This is a genomic window from Brevibacterium litoralis (assembly GCF_040212315.1).
GTDB classification, from domain to species: Bacteria; Actinomycetota; Actinomycetes; order Actinomycetales; family Brevibacteriaceae; genus Brevibacterium; species Brevibacterium litoralis.
This window is the reverse complement of sequence record NZ_JBDIUY010000014.1, coordinates 95903-112931: the sequence shown is the minus strand read 5'-3', so window position 1 is coordinate 112931 and position 17029 is coordinate 95903. Positions and strand designations below refer to the sequence as shown.

The window sequence follows — 17029 nt, the reverse complement described above, 5'->3', positions numbered from 1 at the left end:
CGGCTCGCCTCACCCCAGGAGCAGCATCACCGCGACACCGATCATCATGACGGCCACGACGCCGTCGAGGATCCGCCAGGATCGTGGGGAGCCGAGGAACCGACCCAGCCACCGCGCACCCCAACCGAGAGCGACGAACCAGACGGCACTCGCGAGGATCGCTCCGAGCGCGAACCGCCACGCGGCCTCCCCGTGCGTCGCGGCGATCGACCCGAGCAACAGGACGGTGTCGAGGTAGACGTGCGGGTTGAGCCACGTGAGGGCGAGGGTCGCGAGCGCGACGGCGAGCGCTCCGGACCGGGCACGTGCAGCACGCTTCCGATCGAGCACGGCGACGCCGCCGTTCGCGCCGGAACCGTCACCTGTCGGATCGAGACCGGCCTCGTTCGACCGTGCCGACCTCTCGTCACCATTGCCGTCCTCCACCTCCAGCGCCTCCCCGGTCCCGACGATCGCCCGCCGGGCCGCCATCGCCGCGTACACGAGCACGAAGGCCGCACCACCCCACTTCGCGACCTCGACGACCAGCGGCGCGGACCGGACCACGGCGCCGAGGCCCGCCGCCCCGGCCGCGATGAGCACGACGTCGGAGACCAGACACACGCCGACGACCACCCACACGTGTTCGCGGCGCAGCCCCTGCCGCAGGACGAACACGTTCTGTGAGCCGATGGCGATGATGAGCGCGAGACCGGCCATGAGGCCGTGGATTTCAGGAGTCACGCGATCGAGACTAGAGATCCACGAGATGAAGCACCAATGAATAATTCTCACGCAACATGATCACTGCTTCATTAGACTCGCGCCATGCCGACATCACACCCAACGCCCCCGTCCGTCGATCCGGCGCTCGCGACCACGCTCGCCGCCGTCGTCGACGAGGGCACCTTCGAGGCCGCCGCCGACGCCCTGCACATCACGCCGTCGGCGGTGAGCCAACGGATCAAGCTGCTGGAGAAGCAACTGGGTCAGCGCCTCGTCGTCCGCGCGAACCCGGTCCGCACCACCCGGGCGGGACGCGCGGTCGTCCGGTACGCGCGCCTGCACGGGCTCCTCGAAGCCGAGACCCTCACCGAACTGGGACTCGACACCCCCGAGGTGTCCCCCACGCTCCCGATCGCCGTCAACGCCGACTCGATGGCCACGTGGTTCATCGACGCGATCGCGACCTTCACCCGCGCCCATCACGCCCGCATCGAACTGTTGCGCGAGGACCAGGGGGCGACGACGCGTCTCCTGCGGGCGGGCACCGCTGTCGCCGCGGTGACCTCCTCCCCGGACCCCGCACCCGGCTGTACCGTCACCCCACTCGGCGAACTCGCGTACACCGCGGTCGCCTCCCGCGCCTGGTGGGACCGCTGGGTCGACCCGCCCCTCACCTCAACCGCCGCCGAGGCGCCCTCCCCACCCGGCACCACCGGTCCCTCCACCGCCGGGCCGTCCACGGAACGCGCAGGGACCGCACCCCGACACGACATCGGCCTCCTCACCGACGAGGTCCTGGGATTCGCACCGCGCCTCGATTACAACCGGGAGGACGGACTGCAGATCGCGTGGCTACGCGAACGCGGGCTCGACCCCGCGACACTTCCCACCCACTACATCCCGTCGACCCACGACCTCGTCGAGGCCGTTCGCGTCGGGATCGGTTGGGCGATGCTCATGCCGCACCAACTGCCGCCAGCGCTGCTCGACGCCCCGGTCGGTACGGAGGTCGACGGTCTGATCCTCCTCGGCGGTGAACCCGTCTCGACCCTGCTGTACTGGCAGATCGTCCGCACGCCCTCGACGACCCTCGACGCCCTCACGAATGCGGTCCTCGAACGCGCCCACGCCTCCCTCGTCCCGTTCCCCGAACGCTGAGCACCGGACACTGGCGGGAGAGTCGGCCGCGGGAACGGGCGAGGTGAATGTCGTCTGCCGTACTGATGCCCGGCAATCAGGTCTGATTGCCGGGCATCAGTACGGCAGACGACCGTGAAGCTGCAGGAGCCGCCGGGCCTGGAGACCGGAGTGCGGATCAGAGCAGGTGCGAGGCGAGGACTCCGGCGAGGACGATCATGAGGATGCCCGTGATCAGGTCGAGCGTCCTCCACGCCTTCGGGTACTTGAGCAGCAGCTTGCCCATCCCCTTCGATGCGACACCGAGGATCGCGAGCCACGCGACGAGCGAGACGATCACGCCGGCGGTGAACACCCAGCGCAGCGCGTCGGCGTAGTTCGAGGACATCGACCCGAGCACGACGACCACGTCGAGGTACGCCTGCGGATTGAGGCACGTGAATCCGAGGACCGTGAGCACCATCGACCACGTGATGAACGGCGCGCGCACCGTCCGTGCGGCTTCCCTGTCTTCGGCACCGTCGGCATCAGCACCGACGGGATCGACACCGCCGGCCTCCCCCGCTCCCGAGGCGCCCCGCCCGCCACCGTCACCCGTACCCACGGCGGCCGCACCTGCCCCCGCCTGTGCCCCGGCGGGGGCACCCGCGTGGGCGGGGATGCGAGCGGCGGGCGCCTCGGCGGCGGCGGAGTCGGTGAGGACGGTACCGGCGGTCGCACCGGATCCGGCCGGCTCGACCTCGTCGAGGTCGAGGATCTCGGAACCGTCCGCGTCGCGATCGGAGCGGAAGGCCTTGCGGAGGCTCAGGGCGCCGTACCCGACGAGGAAGAGGACGCCGACGACGGTGATGATCGTGACGAACCCGGGGTGGCGTGAGATGAGGGCCCCGGTGCCCATGATGCCGAGCAGGGTGAGGACGAGATCGGAGAAGAACGCCACCACCAGCAGCGGGAACATGCGCGCACCGCGGGCTCCCTGCCGGAGCATGAACACGGTCTGCGCGCCGACGGCGGCGTAGAGGACGAGACCTGCGACGAATCCGGTGAGGGCGATGGTGAGGGAGTGCATGCCTGCAAAGTTAGGAGTCGTTCAGACCTACAGACAATCGCAGGAATCTTTCATCACCTGAGAATGCCTTATGATTGAACGGGACGATCACCCGACACATGCACTCTGACCTGGCCTTTCGTCTGTTCCGACACCGCAGCACACGCGTACCGTATGAGAGGACTCACATGCCCATCCATCTCGACGACCTGCCGACCGCCGGCCTGCGGACCTTCGCGGAGGTCGTCGGCGCCGGGTCCATCGAGGCCGCGGCGGCTGAACTGGGCGTGACGGCCTCGGCGGTGTCGCAGCGGATCAAGGCGCTCGAACACCGGGTCGGCGCCGTACTGCTGCAACGCACCCGTCCCGTCCGGCCGACCCCGACCGGTGAGGTCGTCCACCGCCTCGCCCGGCAGGTCGAACTCGCCGCCCACGACGCAGCCCGCGCCCTCGACGACCTGGAGAGCGTGCACGGACTGGCGCGCGTGACCCTCGTGGCGAACTCGGACGCCCTGGCCACCTGGATGCTCGGGACCCTCGCCGACACCGCGATCGAGCACGACCTCCTCCTGGAGATCCTCCGCGAGGACGAGTCCCACACCACCGAGTTCCTGCAGCGCGGCGTCGCCATGGCCGCCGTGAGCACCCGAGCCGAGCCCGTCCAGGGGTGCACGGCGACACCACTGGGCACCTGGGAGTACTTACCGATGGCGCATCCGGCCTTCGTGCGGAGATGGTTCGGTTCCGGCTTCACCCTCGACGCGGCCCGCCGCGCCCCGGTCGTCCAGTTCGACGAGAAGGACACCGACACCCTCGACTACGCGGCCTGGGTGCTCGGCGAGACCGTCACCCCACCGCGCCACTACGTGCCCGACGCGATCCAGTACGTCGCCGCGATCGCACACGGTCTGGGCTGGGGCATGGTCGAGCAGTCGATCCTCGACGCCTACCCCGCGTTCTCCCACCTCGTACCGCTGCCGGGTTCCCGCCCCTTCCACGTCGACCTGCACTGGCACCAGTGGGCGGTCGACTCCCCGACCCTCGACGCGGTCGCCGCCGCCGTCCAGGACCGGGCACGCTCGGTCCTGTCGCCGCGGCATGGGTGATGCCCACACCGTCCACCCGAACCGGTAGATTCTCCCCTCATGCGCGCCGTATACCTGGACTCCTTCGGTTCCCTCCCCACCGTCCGTGACATCCCCTCCCCCACAGCACCCGTCGGCGGCGTCGTCATCGACGTCGAGGCGACCGGCCTGTGCCGCAGCGACTGGCACGCCTGGGCCGGCCACGACGACACCGTCTCCCTCCCGCACGTCCCGGGCCACGAGCTCGTGGGACGCGTGGCGGCCGTCGGAGCCGGGGTATCCGGCTGGTCCGTCGGCGACCGGGTGACGACCCCCTTCGTCTGCGGGTGCGGCACCTGTGGGCTCTGCACGTCCGGCAACGCGCAGGTCTGCCCCGACCAGACGCAACCGGGCTTCACCCACTTCGGCTCCTACGCCGAGCAGGTGGTGATCCACGCCGCCGACGCCAACCTCGTCGCCGTGCCCGAAGACCTCCCGGCCGAGGCGGCCGCCTCCCTGGGCTGCCGGTTCGCGACGAGTTACCGCGGGCTCGCCCACCGGGCACGGGTGGAACCCGGCGAGGTGCTCGCCGTCCTCGGCTGCGGCGGCGTCGGCCTGTCCGCCGTGATGATCGGGGCGGCACTCGGCGCCCGGATCGTCGCGGTCGACATCGACGACGCGGCCCTCGACCTCGCACGTCGCCACGGGGCCGGCGCCACCGTGAACGCCCGGGGGCTCGCCCCGGAGGAGGTGGCCACCCGGGTGCGGGGCGCCTCGGCGGCGTTCGGGACGGCAGGGCCCGCGGTGACACTGGAGGCCCTCGGCCGCCCCGAGACGCTCGAAGCGGCACTGCTCTCGCTCGAACCGCTGGGTCGGCACGTGCAGATCGGCCTGTTCGAGCACCCGCCGGTGACCGCGCTGCCGCGGGTGATCGGGCTGGAGCTCACGGTGCTCGGCTCGCACGGGATGGCCGCCGCCGACTACCCGGACCTCGTCGACCTCGTCGTGTCCGGGCGACTGCGCCCGCAGGACCTGGTGGCCCGCTCGATCACCCTCGACGAGGCGCCCGCGGCCCTGGCGGCGATGAGCGAGGGCACGCAGCCGGGCATGACGATCATCCGACCCTGAGTCGCACGCGGGGTGAATTCCCGGTCCTGAACCGGGTCGGCACTTCCGATTCCGGACGGCTCGGGGCATACTCGGGTGCGTGACTTCTTCCCCCATAGCACGCACAGGCCGTTCCTCGTCCGCACGACACGCCGCGCTCTCCGCATCCGGAGCGCTGGCGGCCGCGGTCACTCTCACCGGACTGCTCACCGCCGGTCCCACCGTGGCGACCCCTGCTGCCGCCACCCCACAGATGCAGGGCAACGCGGTCGATCTCCAGGGCAACGCCGTGGATCTCAACACCCCGGGCGACCCCGCACCCGGGACGGACACCTCCGGCGACGGGGCCGACAGCGGTGTCCCGATCGCCCCGACACAGACCTCGTGGTCCGCGAAGAAGGGCGTCCCGGGCGCATTCGCCGTCTCCGGCGGCGGGTTCGGCCACGGCGTGGGTATGAGCCAGTACGGTGCGCGCGGCATGGCCGAACAGGGCGCCGACCACGAGGAGATCCTCACCCACTACTACACCGGCGCAGAGCTGCGCGACGAGAAGTCCAAGCGCAATGCCGACATCCGGGTGCAACTGCTGGGCGGTATCGACTCGACGAACGTCTACGCCCACGGCGGCGGGGTCCGCGCGACGGTCACCACGGACGGGAAGAAGAAGACCGTCTCCGCGAGCGCCGACGCCCTGACCCTCGACATCGTCCGGGGCGACCGCGTCCGCGTGTGGACCTCCGGGAGCAGCAACGTCGTCGCCGACGCCGGGACCGAGGTCACCCTCGACTGGGACGGCACGCTCGGCGTCCCGGGTTCCACCGGTGGTTCGAACGGCACATATCGCTACGGCACCATGGGTGTCTCCGTCATCGACGGCTCCCTCAACCTCGTCAACACGCTGCGGCTCAACACCGAGTACCTCTACGGCATCGCCGAGGTGCCCGCGAGCTGGCCTGCCGAGGCGCTCAGCGCCCAGGCCATCGCCGCCCGTACCTACGCCTACCGCAACATGTCCGCACTCAAGGACGACTGCGCGTGCCACGTCTACGACGAGGTGAAGTCGCAGGTGTTCACCGGTGCGGCGCAGGCAGGCCAGTCCTCCTGGCGGAACGCCGTCGACGCGACCTACACCCCCGGCGACACCGGTGGCGTCGCGAGCGCCCAGGTGCTCGTGCACGACGGGACCTACATCGACGCCGTCTATTCCTCGGCCTCCGGCGGTGTGACGAACGATTCCGCCGACGTCTGGGGCGGTGAGGTCCCGTATCTGGTGCCGGTCGAGGACCCGACCGTCGCCGGATCGATCTCCGGCAACCCGAACGAACAGTGGGACGTCGAGATCTCCCAGGCGGACATGGCGGACGCCTTCTCGATCTCCGAGGTCGTCGGCCTGTCCTTCACGCTCGCCGAGAACGGCGTGATGGCGAAGACGGTCACCGCGACCGATGCCGACGGCAACTCGACGTCCCTGGGTGGCGAGGAGTTCCGCGCCGCCCTCGGCCTCAAGTCCGCCAACCTCATCTCCGTCGGCGGCGCCTGAGCCTCGGATGAAAGCCGCGGTACTCAGCCGAGGAGGGCGACGAGGTCCGTTCCACCCGCGGTTCCGGGCCACTCCCCGAGCAGGGAACCCAGCGTCTGCATGGGCGACCCGACGACCGTGCCGGCACCGGAATCCGGTGAGGTGACCAGCGGGAAACGGCTGACGGCGAGTCGGTAGCCGCCGACCTCGATCGAGGTGACCCCGTCGACCGTGTGGGGCACGTAGTGGTGCGCGATCCGTGGGTGCATCTCGGCGGAGTCCTGCGGGCCCGTTCCGGCACCGATGATCCCACCGGCACCGCTCTCACCCCCGAGGGGCGAACCGAGCAGACCCCAGGCGGTGGCGGAGGGCTCACGCTCCTCGGGTCCGTCCGGAGTGTCGACGTACTCCCGGACCGAGGACTCCTGTTCGATGACGGTCCGGAGCACCTCGGCGACGTAGACGGGGTCCGCCGGCGCGTCGTAGACCCAGCGGGTCCCGAGCACGGAATGCTCGAGTGTGCCGACGAGCGCGGAACCCGCCCCGTCCAGCTCCTCGTTCCGGTAGGTGAGCGGGACGTGCACCACCGTGCGCGTCCCGTCCGGTGAGATCATCTCGACCAGGTGGGTCTCGATCCCCACCTGCCCGTCGGGATCGTCGAAGCGGAAGGCACCCAGTGGTTCGATCGTCGCCCCCGCGGGGACGTCGATCCAGTCCTGGTGGGGCAGCCAGCTCCGCACGAGATCGGGTTTGGAGGGTTCGAGGGTCGCGCGGTGGAGGATCGCCATGGACCGATCATGTCACCCGGGTGCCGCGTGGGGAACAGGTCGCGGCACCCGGGGAGCGGATCAGGCGGAAGGGGAGGGCGCCTCGGCGGCGGGAGCGGTGTCCGCGTCCTCTGCAGAACCCCGGCGGCCTTTCTGCTTGCCGTCGACGATCCGGGTTCCGGCGAGGTCGCCGGTGACGTTGCACATGGTGCGGACCATGTCGAGGATCGCGTCGATGCCCGCGACGAGGGCGATCCCCGCCATCGGGAGACCCGCCTGCGTGATCGCCAGCGTGAGCATGATGAGGCCCGCACCGGGGACGCCGGCGGTGCCGATCGAGGCGAGCACGCCGACGAGCGCGACGCTCACGAGTTCGGCGATCGACAGGTCGACGCCGGCGACGTTCGAGACGAAGACGACGGCCGCACCGACGTAGAGCGCGGTGCCGTCCATGTTGATCGTCGTGCCCAGGGGCAGGGTGAAGCCGTAGGTGGACTCACGGATGCCCAGCCTGTCGGCCGCACGCATGGTCACCGGCAGGGTGCCACCGGAGGAACGCGTGACGAAGGCGGTGAGCATCGGCTCCTTGGCGGCGGAGAAGAACCGCCGGAGGGAGACGCCGAAGAGCACGAGGAGCAGCGCGTAGACCGCGATCTGGAGGGCGACTCCGCCGTAGACCGTGCCGGTGAGCTTGAGGAGCGGGAGGAGTGCGTCCGCGCCGGTCTCGCCGAGGGTCACCGCGATGAGCGCGAAGACACCGAAGGGGGCGACCTCGAGGATGCCGCGGATGGCGATGAAGGTGACCTCGGAGCCGGCCTCGAAGAACCGGCGCATGTGGGAGCCGAGACCGGACAGACGCTCGTCCGCGCTGTTCATGAGGACACCGAGAGCCATGCCGAAGACGAGGGCGAAGAAGAGGGTGGCGAGCATGTTGCCCTCGGCCATCGCCTGGATCGGGTTCGTCGGGACGATGTTGAGCAGGACGTCGACGAAGGGTTCACCCTCGCCCGACTCGGTCTCGGCGTCCGCCGGGAGGTCCAGTCCCCCACCCGGCTTGATGAGGGTGGCGAGACCCAGGCCCAGGGAGATCGCGAAGAAGGTCGTGACGGTGTGGAAGACGACGATCTTCACGCCGACCTTACCCACCTGTCCGGCACCGGTCGCGGTGACACCGGCGACGAGGGTGAAGAGGACGATCGGGACGACCATCATCTGGAGCAGGCGGAGGAACAGATCGCCGACCGGCGTCCGGATGTCGGGTCCCCGGTTCGGCGATGGATCACCACCGTTTGATCGATCGACTTGTGAGTTGCCCGGAGCACTCTACATGTTTCACAGTGTGGAACGCATCATCGGAGGTGAGTGCGGACCGGGTCGGCGACGGCCCCGTTCGGCGAACTCTCGGATTCGAAGATTCGTGCGCAGGGCGTGCAGCGGAGTAGGATTTTCGAATAGAAGATCCTCCTTCTTCCCCCGATCGCAGAGGACACCACCACGCCATGATGGGCGGACACCACGCCACCACCGGAGCAGCGCTCGGCATTGCCGTCGCGGGCACCTCGGCCCTCACCCTCGGTCTCGTCGACGGGGTCCGGACCACCGAGGTCCTCGCCGTCACCCTCATGACCGCCGGCGCCGCACTCCTGCCCGACGTCGATCACCACAACGGCTCGATCGCCAACTCACTCCCCGGGTTCGGGCCGCTCCCCAGCGTCACCGAGGTGCTCTGCCGCATCGTCGCGAACCTCTCGGGCGGCCACCGTCGGGGCACCCACTCCCTCCTCGGGCTCGCGGTGTTCGTCCTGCTCACCGCCCTGCTCGGGCGATTCGTCGTCGACATCCGGGGCGTGCCCGTGTCGATCGGTGCGGGCCTGCTGGGGATCGTGCTGGCCGCTTTCGCCCTCGACGCGCTGCGGATCAGCCGCGCCGGACGCGTCTGGCCGTGGCTGTTGGCCCTGGCCGCAGGCGTCTACCTGGCCCTCGAGTTCCCCACCGCCGGCTGGGTCCTCCCGCTGTCCGTCGGCCTCGGCTGCGCCGTCCACGTCCTCGGCGACATGCTCACCACCGGTGGCGTACCGCTCCTGTGGCCCGTCGTCGTGAAACCGCCGCGTGCCCTGTCACGGATCCCCGGCCTCAACGCGATCTGGAAGCGATCGGGCCTGTTCGCCGTCCCCGTCCTCGGCAATGCCGGATCCGCACGCGAGTGGGCCCTGTGTTCTCTCGTGAGCATCTACGTCGTCGCCGCACTGGCCGCCGAGATCGGCATCCTCGCACCCACACTCTCCGCACTGGGAGCTCTCACCGGGAAGGGGTGAGGGGCGGACGCCGCCCGGCGGTGCGTTCAACCGCCCCGATATCGTTCACGGCCCTCGATATGTGCTGACATATCGAGGGCCGTCGAACATATCGGGGCGGTGGGGTGCCGGGGCGGGGGCGGCGTCGAGCACAGCCGGGGCGGTGGGGTGCCGGGGCGGGACCCCACCCCCGAGGCGCGCTGCCCTCAGCGCCGGGAGGTGCACTCCGCGGGCGCCTCGGCGGCGGCACCGACCTTGGGGTCGACCCGACCGGACTCCCCCACCGGTGCGGCGGGTTCGACCCGGCGGGACACAAGGGTCGCGATCCCGACTCCGCACAGGGTCACGCCGAGACCGGTGACGAGCGCGCCGCCGAGCGTCTGGACGGCGACCGCGGGGATGAGGTCGACGGCACCGGCGCGCTTCTGCGCGAGTGTCCCGAGGGCGAGCGCGGTGATCGAGACGAGCCCGAGGAGCAGCAGGACGGGCGTCACCCGCCCACCCGAGGTGTCCCCGAGCAGACCCGGGACGAGGACGCCCGCGATCCCGACGAGCGACACCACGACACCGATGACGACGCCGGGCGCCGGGGCCCTCCGGGTGAGGAACGCGACGACGACGGAGGCGAGGATCTGCATGTCGGTCATGCTTGGCGGATCACCACCACCGCGCGCGCCCGATCCGTCAACCGGGACGACGGCCCCCGGGACGCACACCGCGGCCCGGAACCGGCACAGGAACCAGCCCAGTGCGCCGACACCTGGGAAGATGGGTCCCATGAAGATCAGTGCGTTCGCGGACACGTGCCTGCGTATCCTCATGCGCCTGGCCGCCGCACCCGACACCCGGGCGACGAGCGAATCGCTCGCGCAGGCGATCGACGTGCCCTACAACCACGTGAGCAAGGCCGTCCTCGACCTGCGCAGGCGCGGCTTCGTCGACGCCACCCGCGGCCGGAACGGAGGGGTGATGATCGCCCCGGCAGGGTTGCGCGCTTCCGTCGGCGCGCTCGCCCGCGATCTCGACCCCGACCTCGACCCCGTCACCTGTATCCGCGCCGACGGCACCGCCTGCCCGCTCATCGCCGGGTGCCGACTGCGCTCCGCCCTCCACACCGCGCGCGAGGCGTTCTACCGCACTCTCGACCCCCTCGTCGTCGCCGACCTGGTCCCGGAGGCACAGTCCGGAGCGTGTGACTCCGCCGGTCCCACACCACTCCCTTTCCCCGAGGTGCCGGACCCCCGTCGCTGACGCCCCCGCAGTAGGCGCCGCGACCCTGCAGTGCTCTCACCAGGGGCGTAGGATCGACCCTTGCACCCGTTTTCTACCTCGTGTAGAAATACTTCCGTAAATTTGCATTACAGATGCAAGATACCGAGCGAACGGAGCCCCCATGCTGTCGGCCACCCACCGTCCCGTCATCGAAGCCACCCTCCCCGTCGTCGCCGAGCACCTGGACGAGATCACCACCCGCTTCTACGCCGGGATGTTCGCCGCCCGGCCCGAACTCCTGAACGGCATGTTCAGCCGCGCCAACCAGCGCAAGGGCGAACAGCCCAAGGCACTCGCACGGTCGATCGCGCACTTCGCCTCGCACCTGGTGAACGACCCGGACACCCCACCGGCGACGATGCTCGCCCGCGTCGCGCACAAGCACGTGTCCCTCGGGGTCACCGCCGACCAGTACCGGATCGTCCACGAGCACCTCTTCGCCGCGATCGCCGAGGTCCTGGGCGAGGCCGTCACCCCGGAGGTCGCCGAGGCGTGGAACGAGGTGTACTGGCTCATGGCCGACACCCTCGTCGACCTGGAGGCGGGCCTCTACGCGCAGACCCCGGCACGCACCCCCGGCGACGTGTGGAGCCGCTGGACCCTCTCCGACCGGATCGAGAGTGCCCCGGGGACGTGGAGTCTGCTCTTCACTCCGACGGACCCGGACCTCCCACAGATGCCGGCGGCACCCGGTCAGTACGTCTCCGTCCGTGTCCCCGCGGCCGACGGGCTGCTCCAGTGCCGCCAGTACACCCTCTCCGGCGCTCCCGAGGCGACCTCCACCCGGACGATCACCGTCCGTCGCGACTCCGACGGTGAGGTGTCCCCCGTCCTCGTCGACGGACTCGCCGTCGGCGACTCCGTCGAGATCTCCCATCCTTGTGGCGACCTCACGGTCGAGACCGCGGGGACCCGGCCGCTCGTGCTCGCGACGGCGGGCATCGGGTGTACCCCGGCGGCCGCGGCTCTCGATGCCCTCCGAGCGAGCGATTCACGCCGCCCGGTCCTCGCCCTCCACGTCGACCGCTCCCCGGAGCACTGGGCCCTGGCGACCCAGATGACGAGCGCACTCCGGGCCCTGCCCGACGCCCGCCTGGTCTTCTGGTCGAGCCGCCTCGACGAGACGGACCTGCCCACGGCCGGCGCCCCTTTCGCTCCCGAGGCGCCCGGCCCCGCCCCCGAACACCGACCCTCGGTCGAGCTGCGCCACGGTCGGATGGACCTCGCGGGAATCCCCGTCCCGGAGGGCGCGCAGATCCACCTGTGCGGGCCGGACGGATTCATGCAGGACATGCACCGTGTCCTCGTCGCCCGCAGGGTCGCTCCCGAGGACATCAGCATGGAGGTCTTCGGGCCGGACACGTGGACACCCACGGCACGGCGGGTCGTCCCGGCCTGATCGCGGATCCCCCGGTCCGCCCGCTGACGGCGTCGGGAGCACAGACGCCACTACCCTGAGGGCATGACATCCTCGGAGAACGGTCGCCACCTTCAGGACACCGGCGCGGAGGCCGCCCTCGCACACACGCGACCCCACACCGTCGTCACCGGCGGGACCCGTGGCATCGGCGCCGCGGTGGCCCGCCGGTTGGCCGCGGCCGGGCACGACCTCACCCTCGGGTACCACCGGGACGTGGAGGCCGCCCGCGCGCTCGAGGCCGAGCTCGCCGCCCACGGCACGCAGGTGGTCCTCGTCCGGGCGGACCTCCTGACGGACGACGGGATCGGCCGGCTGTTCGAGGAGGCTGAGAGGATCGGCACAGTCACCGGGGTCGTGAACAATGCCGGTGCCACCCAGCACGTCGGCCCGCTCGTGAGCACCGCGCCGGAGACCATCCGGTCCGTCATCGACCTCAACCTCACCGCGGCAGTGCTCGTCGCCCGGCAGGCCGTCAGTCGGATGAGTCTCCGCCACGGAGGCCGCGGCGGCGTGGTGGTCAACGTGTCCTCGGCGGCCGCGACGACCGGGGCTCCCGGCGAGTACGTCCACTACGCGGCGGCGAAGGCCGGGGTCGACGCCCTCACCACCGGCCTCGCCCTCGAGGCCCTCGATCACGGTGTCCGCGTCGTCGGCTGCGCGCCGGGGACGACCGAGACCCGCATCCACGAGGACGCCGGCGATCCCGACCGTGCCGAGCGCGTGGCCCAGGTGCACCCCTTCGGCCGCGTCGCCCGGCCCGAGGAGGTCGCCGACGTCGTCGCCTTCCTCATGTCCGAGGCGGCCGGCTACGTGGTCGGCGAGACGATCCGCGTCGCCGGCGGCAAGTGACGGGAACTCAGGCCTTGCGGGTGCCGGGGATCCAGGCACCGTCCTCGACCGAGTAGTCGGCGAAGATCGCGGGGGCCTCTTCCTTCATGACCTCGGCGATCTTGCCGAAGACGAGGCGGATCTCCTCCTCGGCGCCGGGAGCGGTGCGCATCTCGACGACGTGGCGCAGCGACCGCAGGTTCGCGGTGTAGACGATTCCGGTACCCAGACCCTCGGGCGCGAACCGGCGCATGAACGAGGTCATGTGCTTCTTGTGCGCGAACTTCGTGCCCTCCTTGTCGAGCTCGAAGTGCTCGGCCATCCACTTCTGGTGCTCCTCGAGGGTGTCGAGCACCTGGAGGGAGCGCTCCATGAGTTCCTCGTCCTCCCGTGCCCAGTCCGGGAACCAGAAGGGGATCTCGTCCAGACGGACGTACCGCAGCGACTCCTGCGAGTAGGCGCAGCCGGCCCGGTGACGGATGAGTTCGTGGGTGAGGACACGCGACACGTTGTGCAGGACGAACGTGAAGTTCGCGTGTTCGAGGACCGAACCGTGCTGCGAGCCGATCACGTTGCCCAGGTACTGGGCGGAGTCGGTGCGCACGCGGGAGACGTTGGGGTTGAGGCCCGGCTGCCACGAGCGGTAGCACATGCGACCGGAGAACTCGACGAGGTCCTCGGCATCCGGGGAGTCCTGGGGCTCGACCCGTTCGGACCACTCCTCGCCGCCGACCTCACCGAGGTACTTCTTCAGCGCGTCCCAGTCGATCTGCGGCTTGGCGATGAGTTCGACGGTCGGTTCCACGTGGCGCACGGATGCTCTCCTCGGTGACGGGTGTGGGATTCGGCGGGCGCCCCCCAGCGTAGTCGACACGCGCACTCGGCCCTGCCGCCTCGTGCGGCACCGTCCCGGGCGTCACCGTTTCCTTCGTCACCGCGACCGCGGACACGACGACGCCCGGTGCACCCTTCAACCACAGGACGAGCATGACCACCGTCCCGGCACCCGACGCCATGGAGAACAGCCCGACCAGGTCGGGACCGTACAGGGCGCCGTCGAGCGCAGCCGAGGCCCATCCGAGCGTCTCCGCGACCCAGTCGGCGCAGGTCGCCGCCGCGAGCAACGCACCGGTCCCCCAGGCCGTCGCCCGCACGCGCGTCCCGTGGAGTGGTCGGGACGTGCGGTATCCGGCCTGGACGGGGAGCGCGAGTACGACGAGCACCCCTGCCGCCAACAGGGCCAGGAGGTCGAGGACGTCCCACCCGGACTCCCGCACGCCCCACCACAGCGCGACCGAGGTGCCACGCAGCAGGAGGGTGACCGTGGCGGCCACCAGCAGGGGCGCTGTCCACGGCACGGGAGGGGTGTTCGTCATGTCCTTCACGCTAGTCCTCGCGACGGACACACATCCTGCACAGAGGGTGATCAGGGGGACGTCCCGGCGCGAGTGTCGGGTTTTCCCCCGGGACGGATCAGGACTCCGTGGATCCGGCACTCCGTCGACCCGGTAGGCTCTCGGGGCACCCGTGGCACCGGCCCGAGGTGCCGGTCCGGGCCCGGACCACCACCGGACGTGCGGACGAGGAGGACACCGTGGACACCCCACCTCGTCGGCTCCACCCCCGCCGCCTCCGGGCCCGCCACCTGCGGCTCCACCTCCGCCTCGACCTCCCGGCCACCGCGCGCGCCCTCCGGGACGCACACCCGGGCTCCTCGGTCCTCTGGCTCGACGCCTCCGCCGCCGTTCCCGAACCGGCCGTTCCCGAAGCCTCCGACCCCGCCGCTCCCGAACCGGCCGTTCCGGGCCCCACCGGATCCGAAACCACGGGCCCCGTGCGCTCCCGGGACGCTGCCCGCACCTCCTCTCCCGGTTGGCGGGCGACCGTCCTCGCCACCGATGCCGGTCCCCACGCCCGGGTCCTCACCCACGACGCCGCCACCCGCACGACCACGCTCACCGAGCACGGCGCGACCCGCCGGATCACGGACACCGACCTCCTCCCGCTCCTGCGGGATCTCAGCTCCCACACCCACCTCCTGGGCATGCCCTCGGGCCTGCCCTTCCGGGGTGGCTTCCTGGGTTACCTGGGCCACGAGATGAAGACCGCGACCCTCGCCCCCGGCCCCCACCGCGCACCGACCCCGGACGCCTGGTTCGTCGAACCGCAGACCTTCCTCGTCCACGACCCCCGTACGGACACCGTCGACCTCGTCTCCCTCGGTCTCGACACCCCGATCGCCGACCGGGAGTGCGCTGCCGCTCTCGCTCGGTTCCGCGCGGCGCTCGTCGCAGCCCCGTCCGCCGCGGTCTCGTTCGCCGTCGAAGCGCCCGAGTCGGACTCCGGTCCGTCCGCGACCGGCAACTGGCGTCTGGACGACGCCGCCTACGAGGACGCCGTCCGTACCGCACACGCGCACCTGGTCGACGGTGACAGTTACGAGGTGTGCCTCACCGACACCTTCGAGACCGCGGCCGCGCGATCCACTCCGGGATCGGCACCCGACGGCCTGGACCTCTACACCCGGTTGCGCACCCGGAACCCCGCCGACCACGCCGCCTACCTCCTGCTCCGCCACCCCGACGCCGAGCCCACCGTGCGCGAGGTCGAGATCCTCTCCGCCTCCCCGGAACGCTTCCTCCGGGTCGAGGACGACGGGAGGGCCGAGAGCCGACCGATCAAGGGCACCACCGCACGCCGGGCCGAACCGGCCGCGGACGCCGCGGCCGCCCTCGCCCTGCGCACGGACGCGAAGACCCGGGCGGAGAACCTCATGATCGTCGACCTCGTCCGTAACGATCTGTCGCGGGTGTGCACGCCCGGTTCGGTGGCGGTCCCCGACCTCATGACCATCCGCTCGTTGCCCCGGGTCCACCAGATGGTCTCGACGGTGACGGGCCGCCTGGAGACCGGTCGCGACGGGTTCGACGCGATCCACGCCTGCTTCCCACCCGGATCGATGACGGGCGCGCCGAAACAGCGGACCGTCGAGATCATCGACGCCTTGGAGACCGGACCGCGCGGTGTCTACTCCGGAGCGCTCGGCGCGCTCGGGTACGACGGCACGGTGGACCTCAGCGTCGTCATCCGCACGCTCGTCCGGCACGACGACACCTGGACCCTCGGGGCGGGCGGCGCGATCGTCCTCGATTCCACGGCCCGCGCGGAACGGGAGGAGAAGGACCTCAAGGCCTCCGTGCTCCTCGACCTCCTGCGGTCACACCTGCGGCAGCACGAGCGGTAGGCGTACGCCCACCGCGTCGAGGTCCACCGACTCCCCGCCGCCGAGGCGCCCCGCCCCGGTCCCGACACCGGAGGTCCCGGCGCCGTCCGCGGAGCGCACGAGCAGGTCGAAGGGTCGGGGCGCCTCGCCCACGGAGATCGCGGACCCGTCGGACGCGGTCCCGTCGAGGGCGACGGCGGCGAACTCATCGGGCTGCACGGCGCCCGCGGTGAGCGGCCCGTAGGCGACGGTCCGCGCGCCGGAACGGGACATGAGATTCACCGCGCGGCACTCGCGGTCGAGGTCGACGAGGGTGACCTCGGCGCTCCCGTCGAACTCCAGGCGCCCGCGGTCCTCGATCACGTGATCGGTGCCGTCGACGCGCAGGACGACCCGCGAACCGACGGGCACGAAGGTCCGGTGCAGGCCCGGCAACGCGGAGAAGTCCGCGGGACCGAGCAGCCGGGCGACGCTCAGACGCCAAGGGGCGGGAGACATCACAGCGTCGGCACCCTCGACCAACCCCACCGACGCCTCGAGATCGACGAGTTCGACCGTCTCACCCAGTCCGTTGACCCAGGGCTTCGCCTCCAGGTCGGAGTACCGGCGGGCCACGCGCGAAGGTGGATCATTCCTCATGTCACC

At 71.0% G+C, this 17029-nt stretch carries 17 protein-coding genes; 9 read left to right on the top strand and 8 right to left on the bottom strand.

Translation table 11 applies throughout. The features are described from left to right. Positions 1-9 precede the first annotated feature (9 nt). Positions 10-723, bottom strand: a complete 714-nt coding sequence (locus AAD496_RS04905; protein ID WP_349827534.1) for a LysE/ArgO family amino acid transporter — start codon at positions 721-723, stop codon at positions 10-12. Positions 724-807: 84 nt separating this feature from the next. Here AAD496_RS04905 and AAD496_RS04900 point away from each other — a divergent pair, with 84 nt between their 5' ends. Then, positions 808-1863: an ArgP/LysG family DNA-binding transcriptional regulator gene (locus tag AAD496_RS04900; RefSeq protein ID WP_349827533.1), complete on the top strand. Its 1056-nt coding sequence runs from the start codon at positions 808-810 to the stop codon at positions 1861-1863. Between the two features lie 157 nt (positions 1864-2020). On the opposite strand, the gene AAD496_RS04895 is transcribed toward AAD496_RS04900, so the two are convergent. Beyond that, entirely contained in the window at positions 2021-2911 is an 891-nt protein-coding gene (locus AAD496_RS04895) for a LysE/ArgO family amino acid transporter (protein ID WP_349827532.1), read from the bottom strand. Positions 2912-3078: 167 nt separating this feature from the next. Between AAD496_RS04895 and AAD496_RS04890 the strand changes: the two genes are divergently transcribed. From AAD496_RS04890 to AAD496_RS04880, 3 genes are all read left to right on the top strand, one after another. After that, on the top strand, positions 3079-3996 hold the full coding sequence (locus tag AAD496_RS04890) for an ArgP/LysG family DNA-binding transcriptional regulator (RefSeq protein WP_349827531.1): 918 nt from the start codon (positions 3079-3081) through the stop codon (positions 3994-3996). A gap of 39 nt (positions 3997-4035) precedes the next feature. Continuing rightward, positions 4036-5082 carry an alcohol dehydrogenase catalytic domain-containing protein gene (locus AAD496_RS04885; RefSeq protein ID WP_349827530.1) on the top strand — a complete coding sequence of 349 codons (1047 nt, stop codon included), beginning with the start codon at positions 4036-4038 and terminating at the stop codon, positions 5080-5082. A 79-nt stretch (positions 5083-5161) separates the two neighbouring features. After that, positions 5162-6601, top strand: coding sequence for a SpoIID/LytB domain-containing protein (locus tag AAD496_RS04880; RefSeq protein ID WP_349827529.1), 1440 nt, complete (start codon positions 5162-5164; stop codon positions 6599-6601). A gap of 23 nt (positions 6602-6624) precedes the next feature. Here AAD496_RS04880 and AAD496_RS04875 read toward each other — a convergent pair whose 3' ends face one another. Next, on the bottom strand, positions 6625-7368 hold the full coding sequence (locus tag AAD496_RS04875; RefSeq protein ID WP_349827528.1) for a maltokinase N-terminal cap-like domain-containing protein: 744 nt from the start codon (positions 7366-7368) through the stop codon (positions 6625-6627). Between the two features lie 60 nt (positions 7369-7428). Next, the gene (locus tag AAD496_RS04870; protein ID WP_433913721.1) at positions 7429-8559 is read right to left on the bottom strand and encodes a dicarboxylate/amino acid:cation symporter; all 1131 of its coding nucleotides are present in this window, start codon (positions 8557-8559) and stop codon (positions 7429-7431) included. A 287-nt stretch (positions 8560-8846) separates the two neighbouring features. Here AAD496_RS04870 and AAD496_RS04865 point away from each other — a divergent pair, with 287 nt between their 5' ends. Beyond that, on the top strand, positions 8847-9662 hold the full coding sequence (locus AAD496_RS04865; protein ID WP_349827527.1) for a metal-dependent hydrolase: 816 nt from the start codon (positions 8847-8849) through the stop codon (positions 9660-9662). A 185-nt stretch (positions 9663-9847) separates the two neighbouring features. On the opposite strand, the gene AAD496_RS04860 is transcribed toward AAD496_RS04865, so the two are convergent. Further along, positions 9848-10288, bottom strand: coding sequence for a hypothetical protein (locus AAD496_RS04860; RefSeq protein WP_349827526.1), 441 nt, complete (start codon positions 10286-10288; stop codon positions 9848-9850). A 130-nt stretch (positions 10289-10418) separates the two neighbouring features. On the opposite strand from AAD496_RS04860, the gene AAD496_RS04855 reads away from it, so the two are divergent. The 3 genes from AAD496_RS04855 (at position 10419) to AAD496_RS04845 (ending at position 13182) form a co-directional block, all read left to right on the top strand. Then, positions 10419-10892, top strand: coding sequence for an RrF2 family transcriptional regulator (locus AAD496_RS04855; protein ID WP_349827525.1), 474 nt, complete (start codon positions 10419-10421; stop codon positions 10890-10892). A 142-nt stretch (positions 10893-11034) separates the two neighbouring features. Next, complete coding sequence (locus tag AAD496_RS04850) at positions 11035-12312, top strand: globin domain-containing protein (RefSeq protein WP_349827524.1); 1278 nt, start codon at positions 11035-11037, stop codon at positions 12310-12312. A 63-nt stretch (positions 12313-12375) separates the two neighbouring features. Then, the gene (locus tag AAD496_RS04845; RefSeq protein ID WP_349827523.1) at positions 12376-13182 is read left to right on the top strand and encodes an SDR family oxidoreductase; all 807 of its coding nucleotides are present in this window, start codon (positions 12376-12378) and stop codon (positions 13180-13182) included. A 7-nt stretch (positions 13183-13189) separates the two neighbouring features. Here the strand turns inward: AAD496_RS04845 and thyX are convergent, their stop codons facing one another. After that, entirely contained in the window at positions 13190-13975 is a 786-nt protein-coding gene (gene thyX / locus AAD496_RS04840) for an FAD-dependent thymidylate synthase (protein ID WP_349827522.1), read from the bottom strand. Then, a complete protein-coding gene (locus AAD496_RS04835; protein ID WP_349827521.1) occupies positions 13896-14537 on the bottom strand; it encodes a hypothetical protein in 642 nt (213 codons plus the stop codon). The genes thyX and AAD496_RS04835 overlap by 80 nt, the downstream gene beginning before the upstream one ends. 218 nt (positions 14538-14755) lie before the next feature. Here AAD496_RS04835 and AAD496_RS04830 point away from each other — a divergent pair, with 218 nt between their 5' ends. After that, positions 14756-16405 (top strand): anthranilate synthase component I family protein, encoded by a 1650-nt coding sequence (locus AAD496_RS04830; protein WP_349827520.1) that lies wholly within the window; start codon positions 14756-14758, stop codon positions 16403-16405. Here AAD496_RS04830 and AAD496_RS04825 read toward each other — a convergent pair. Then, positions 16379-17023 (bottom strand): HutD family protein, encoded by a 645-nt coding sequence (locus AAD496_RS04825; RefSeq protein WP_349827519.1) that lies wholly within the window; start codon positions 17021-17023, stop codon positions 16379-16381. The genes AAD496_RS04830 and AAD496_RS04825 overlap by 27 nt on opposite strands. Between the last annotated feature and the right edge of the window lie 6 nt (positions 17024-17029).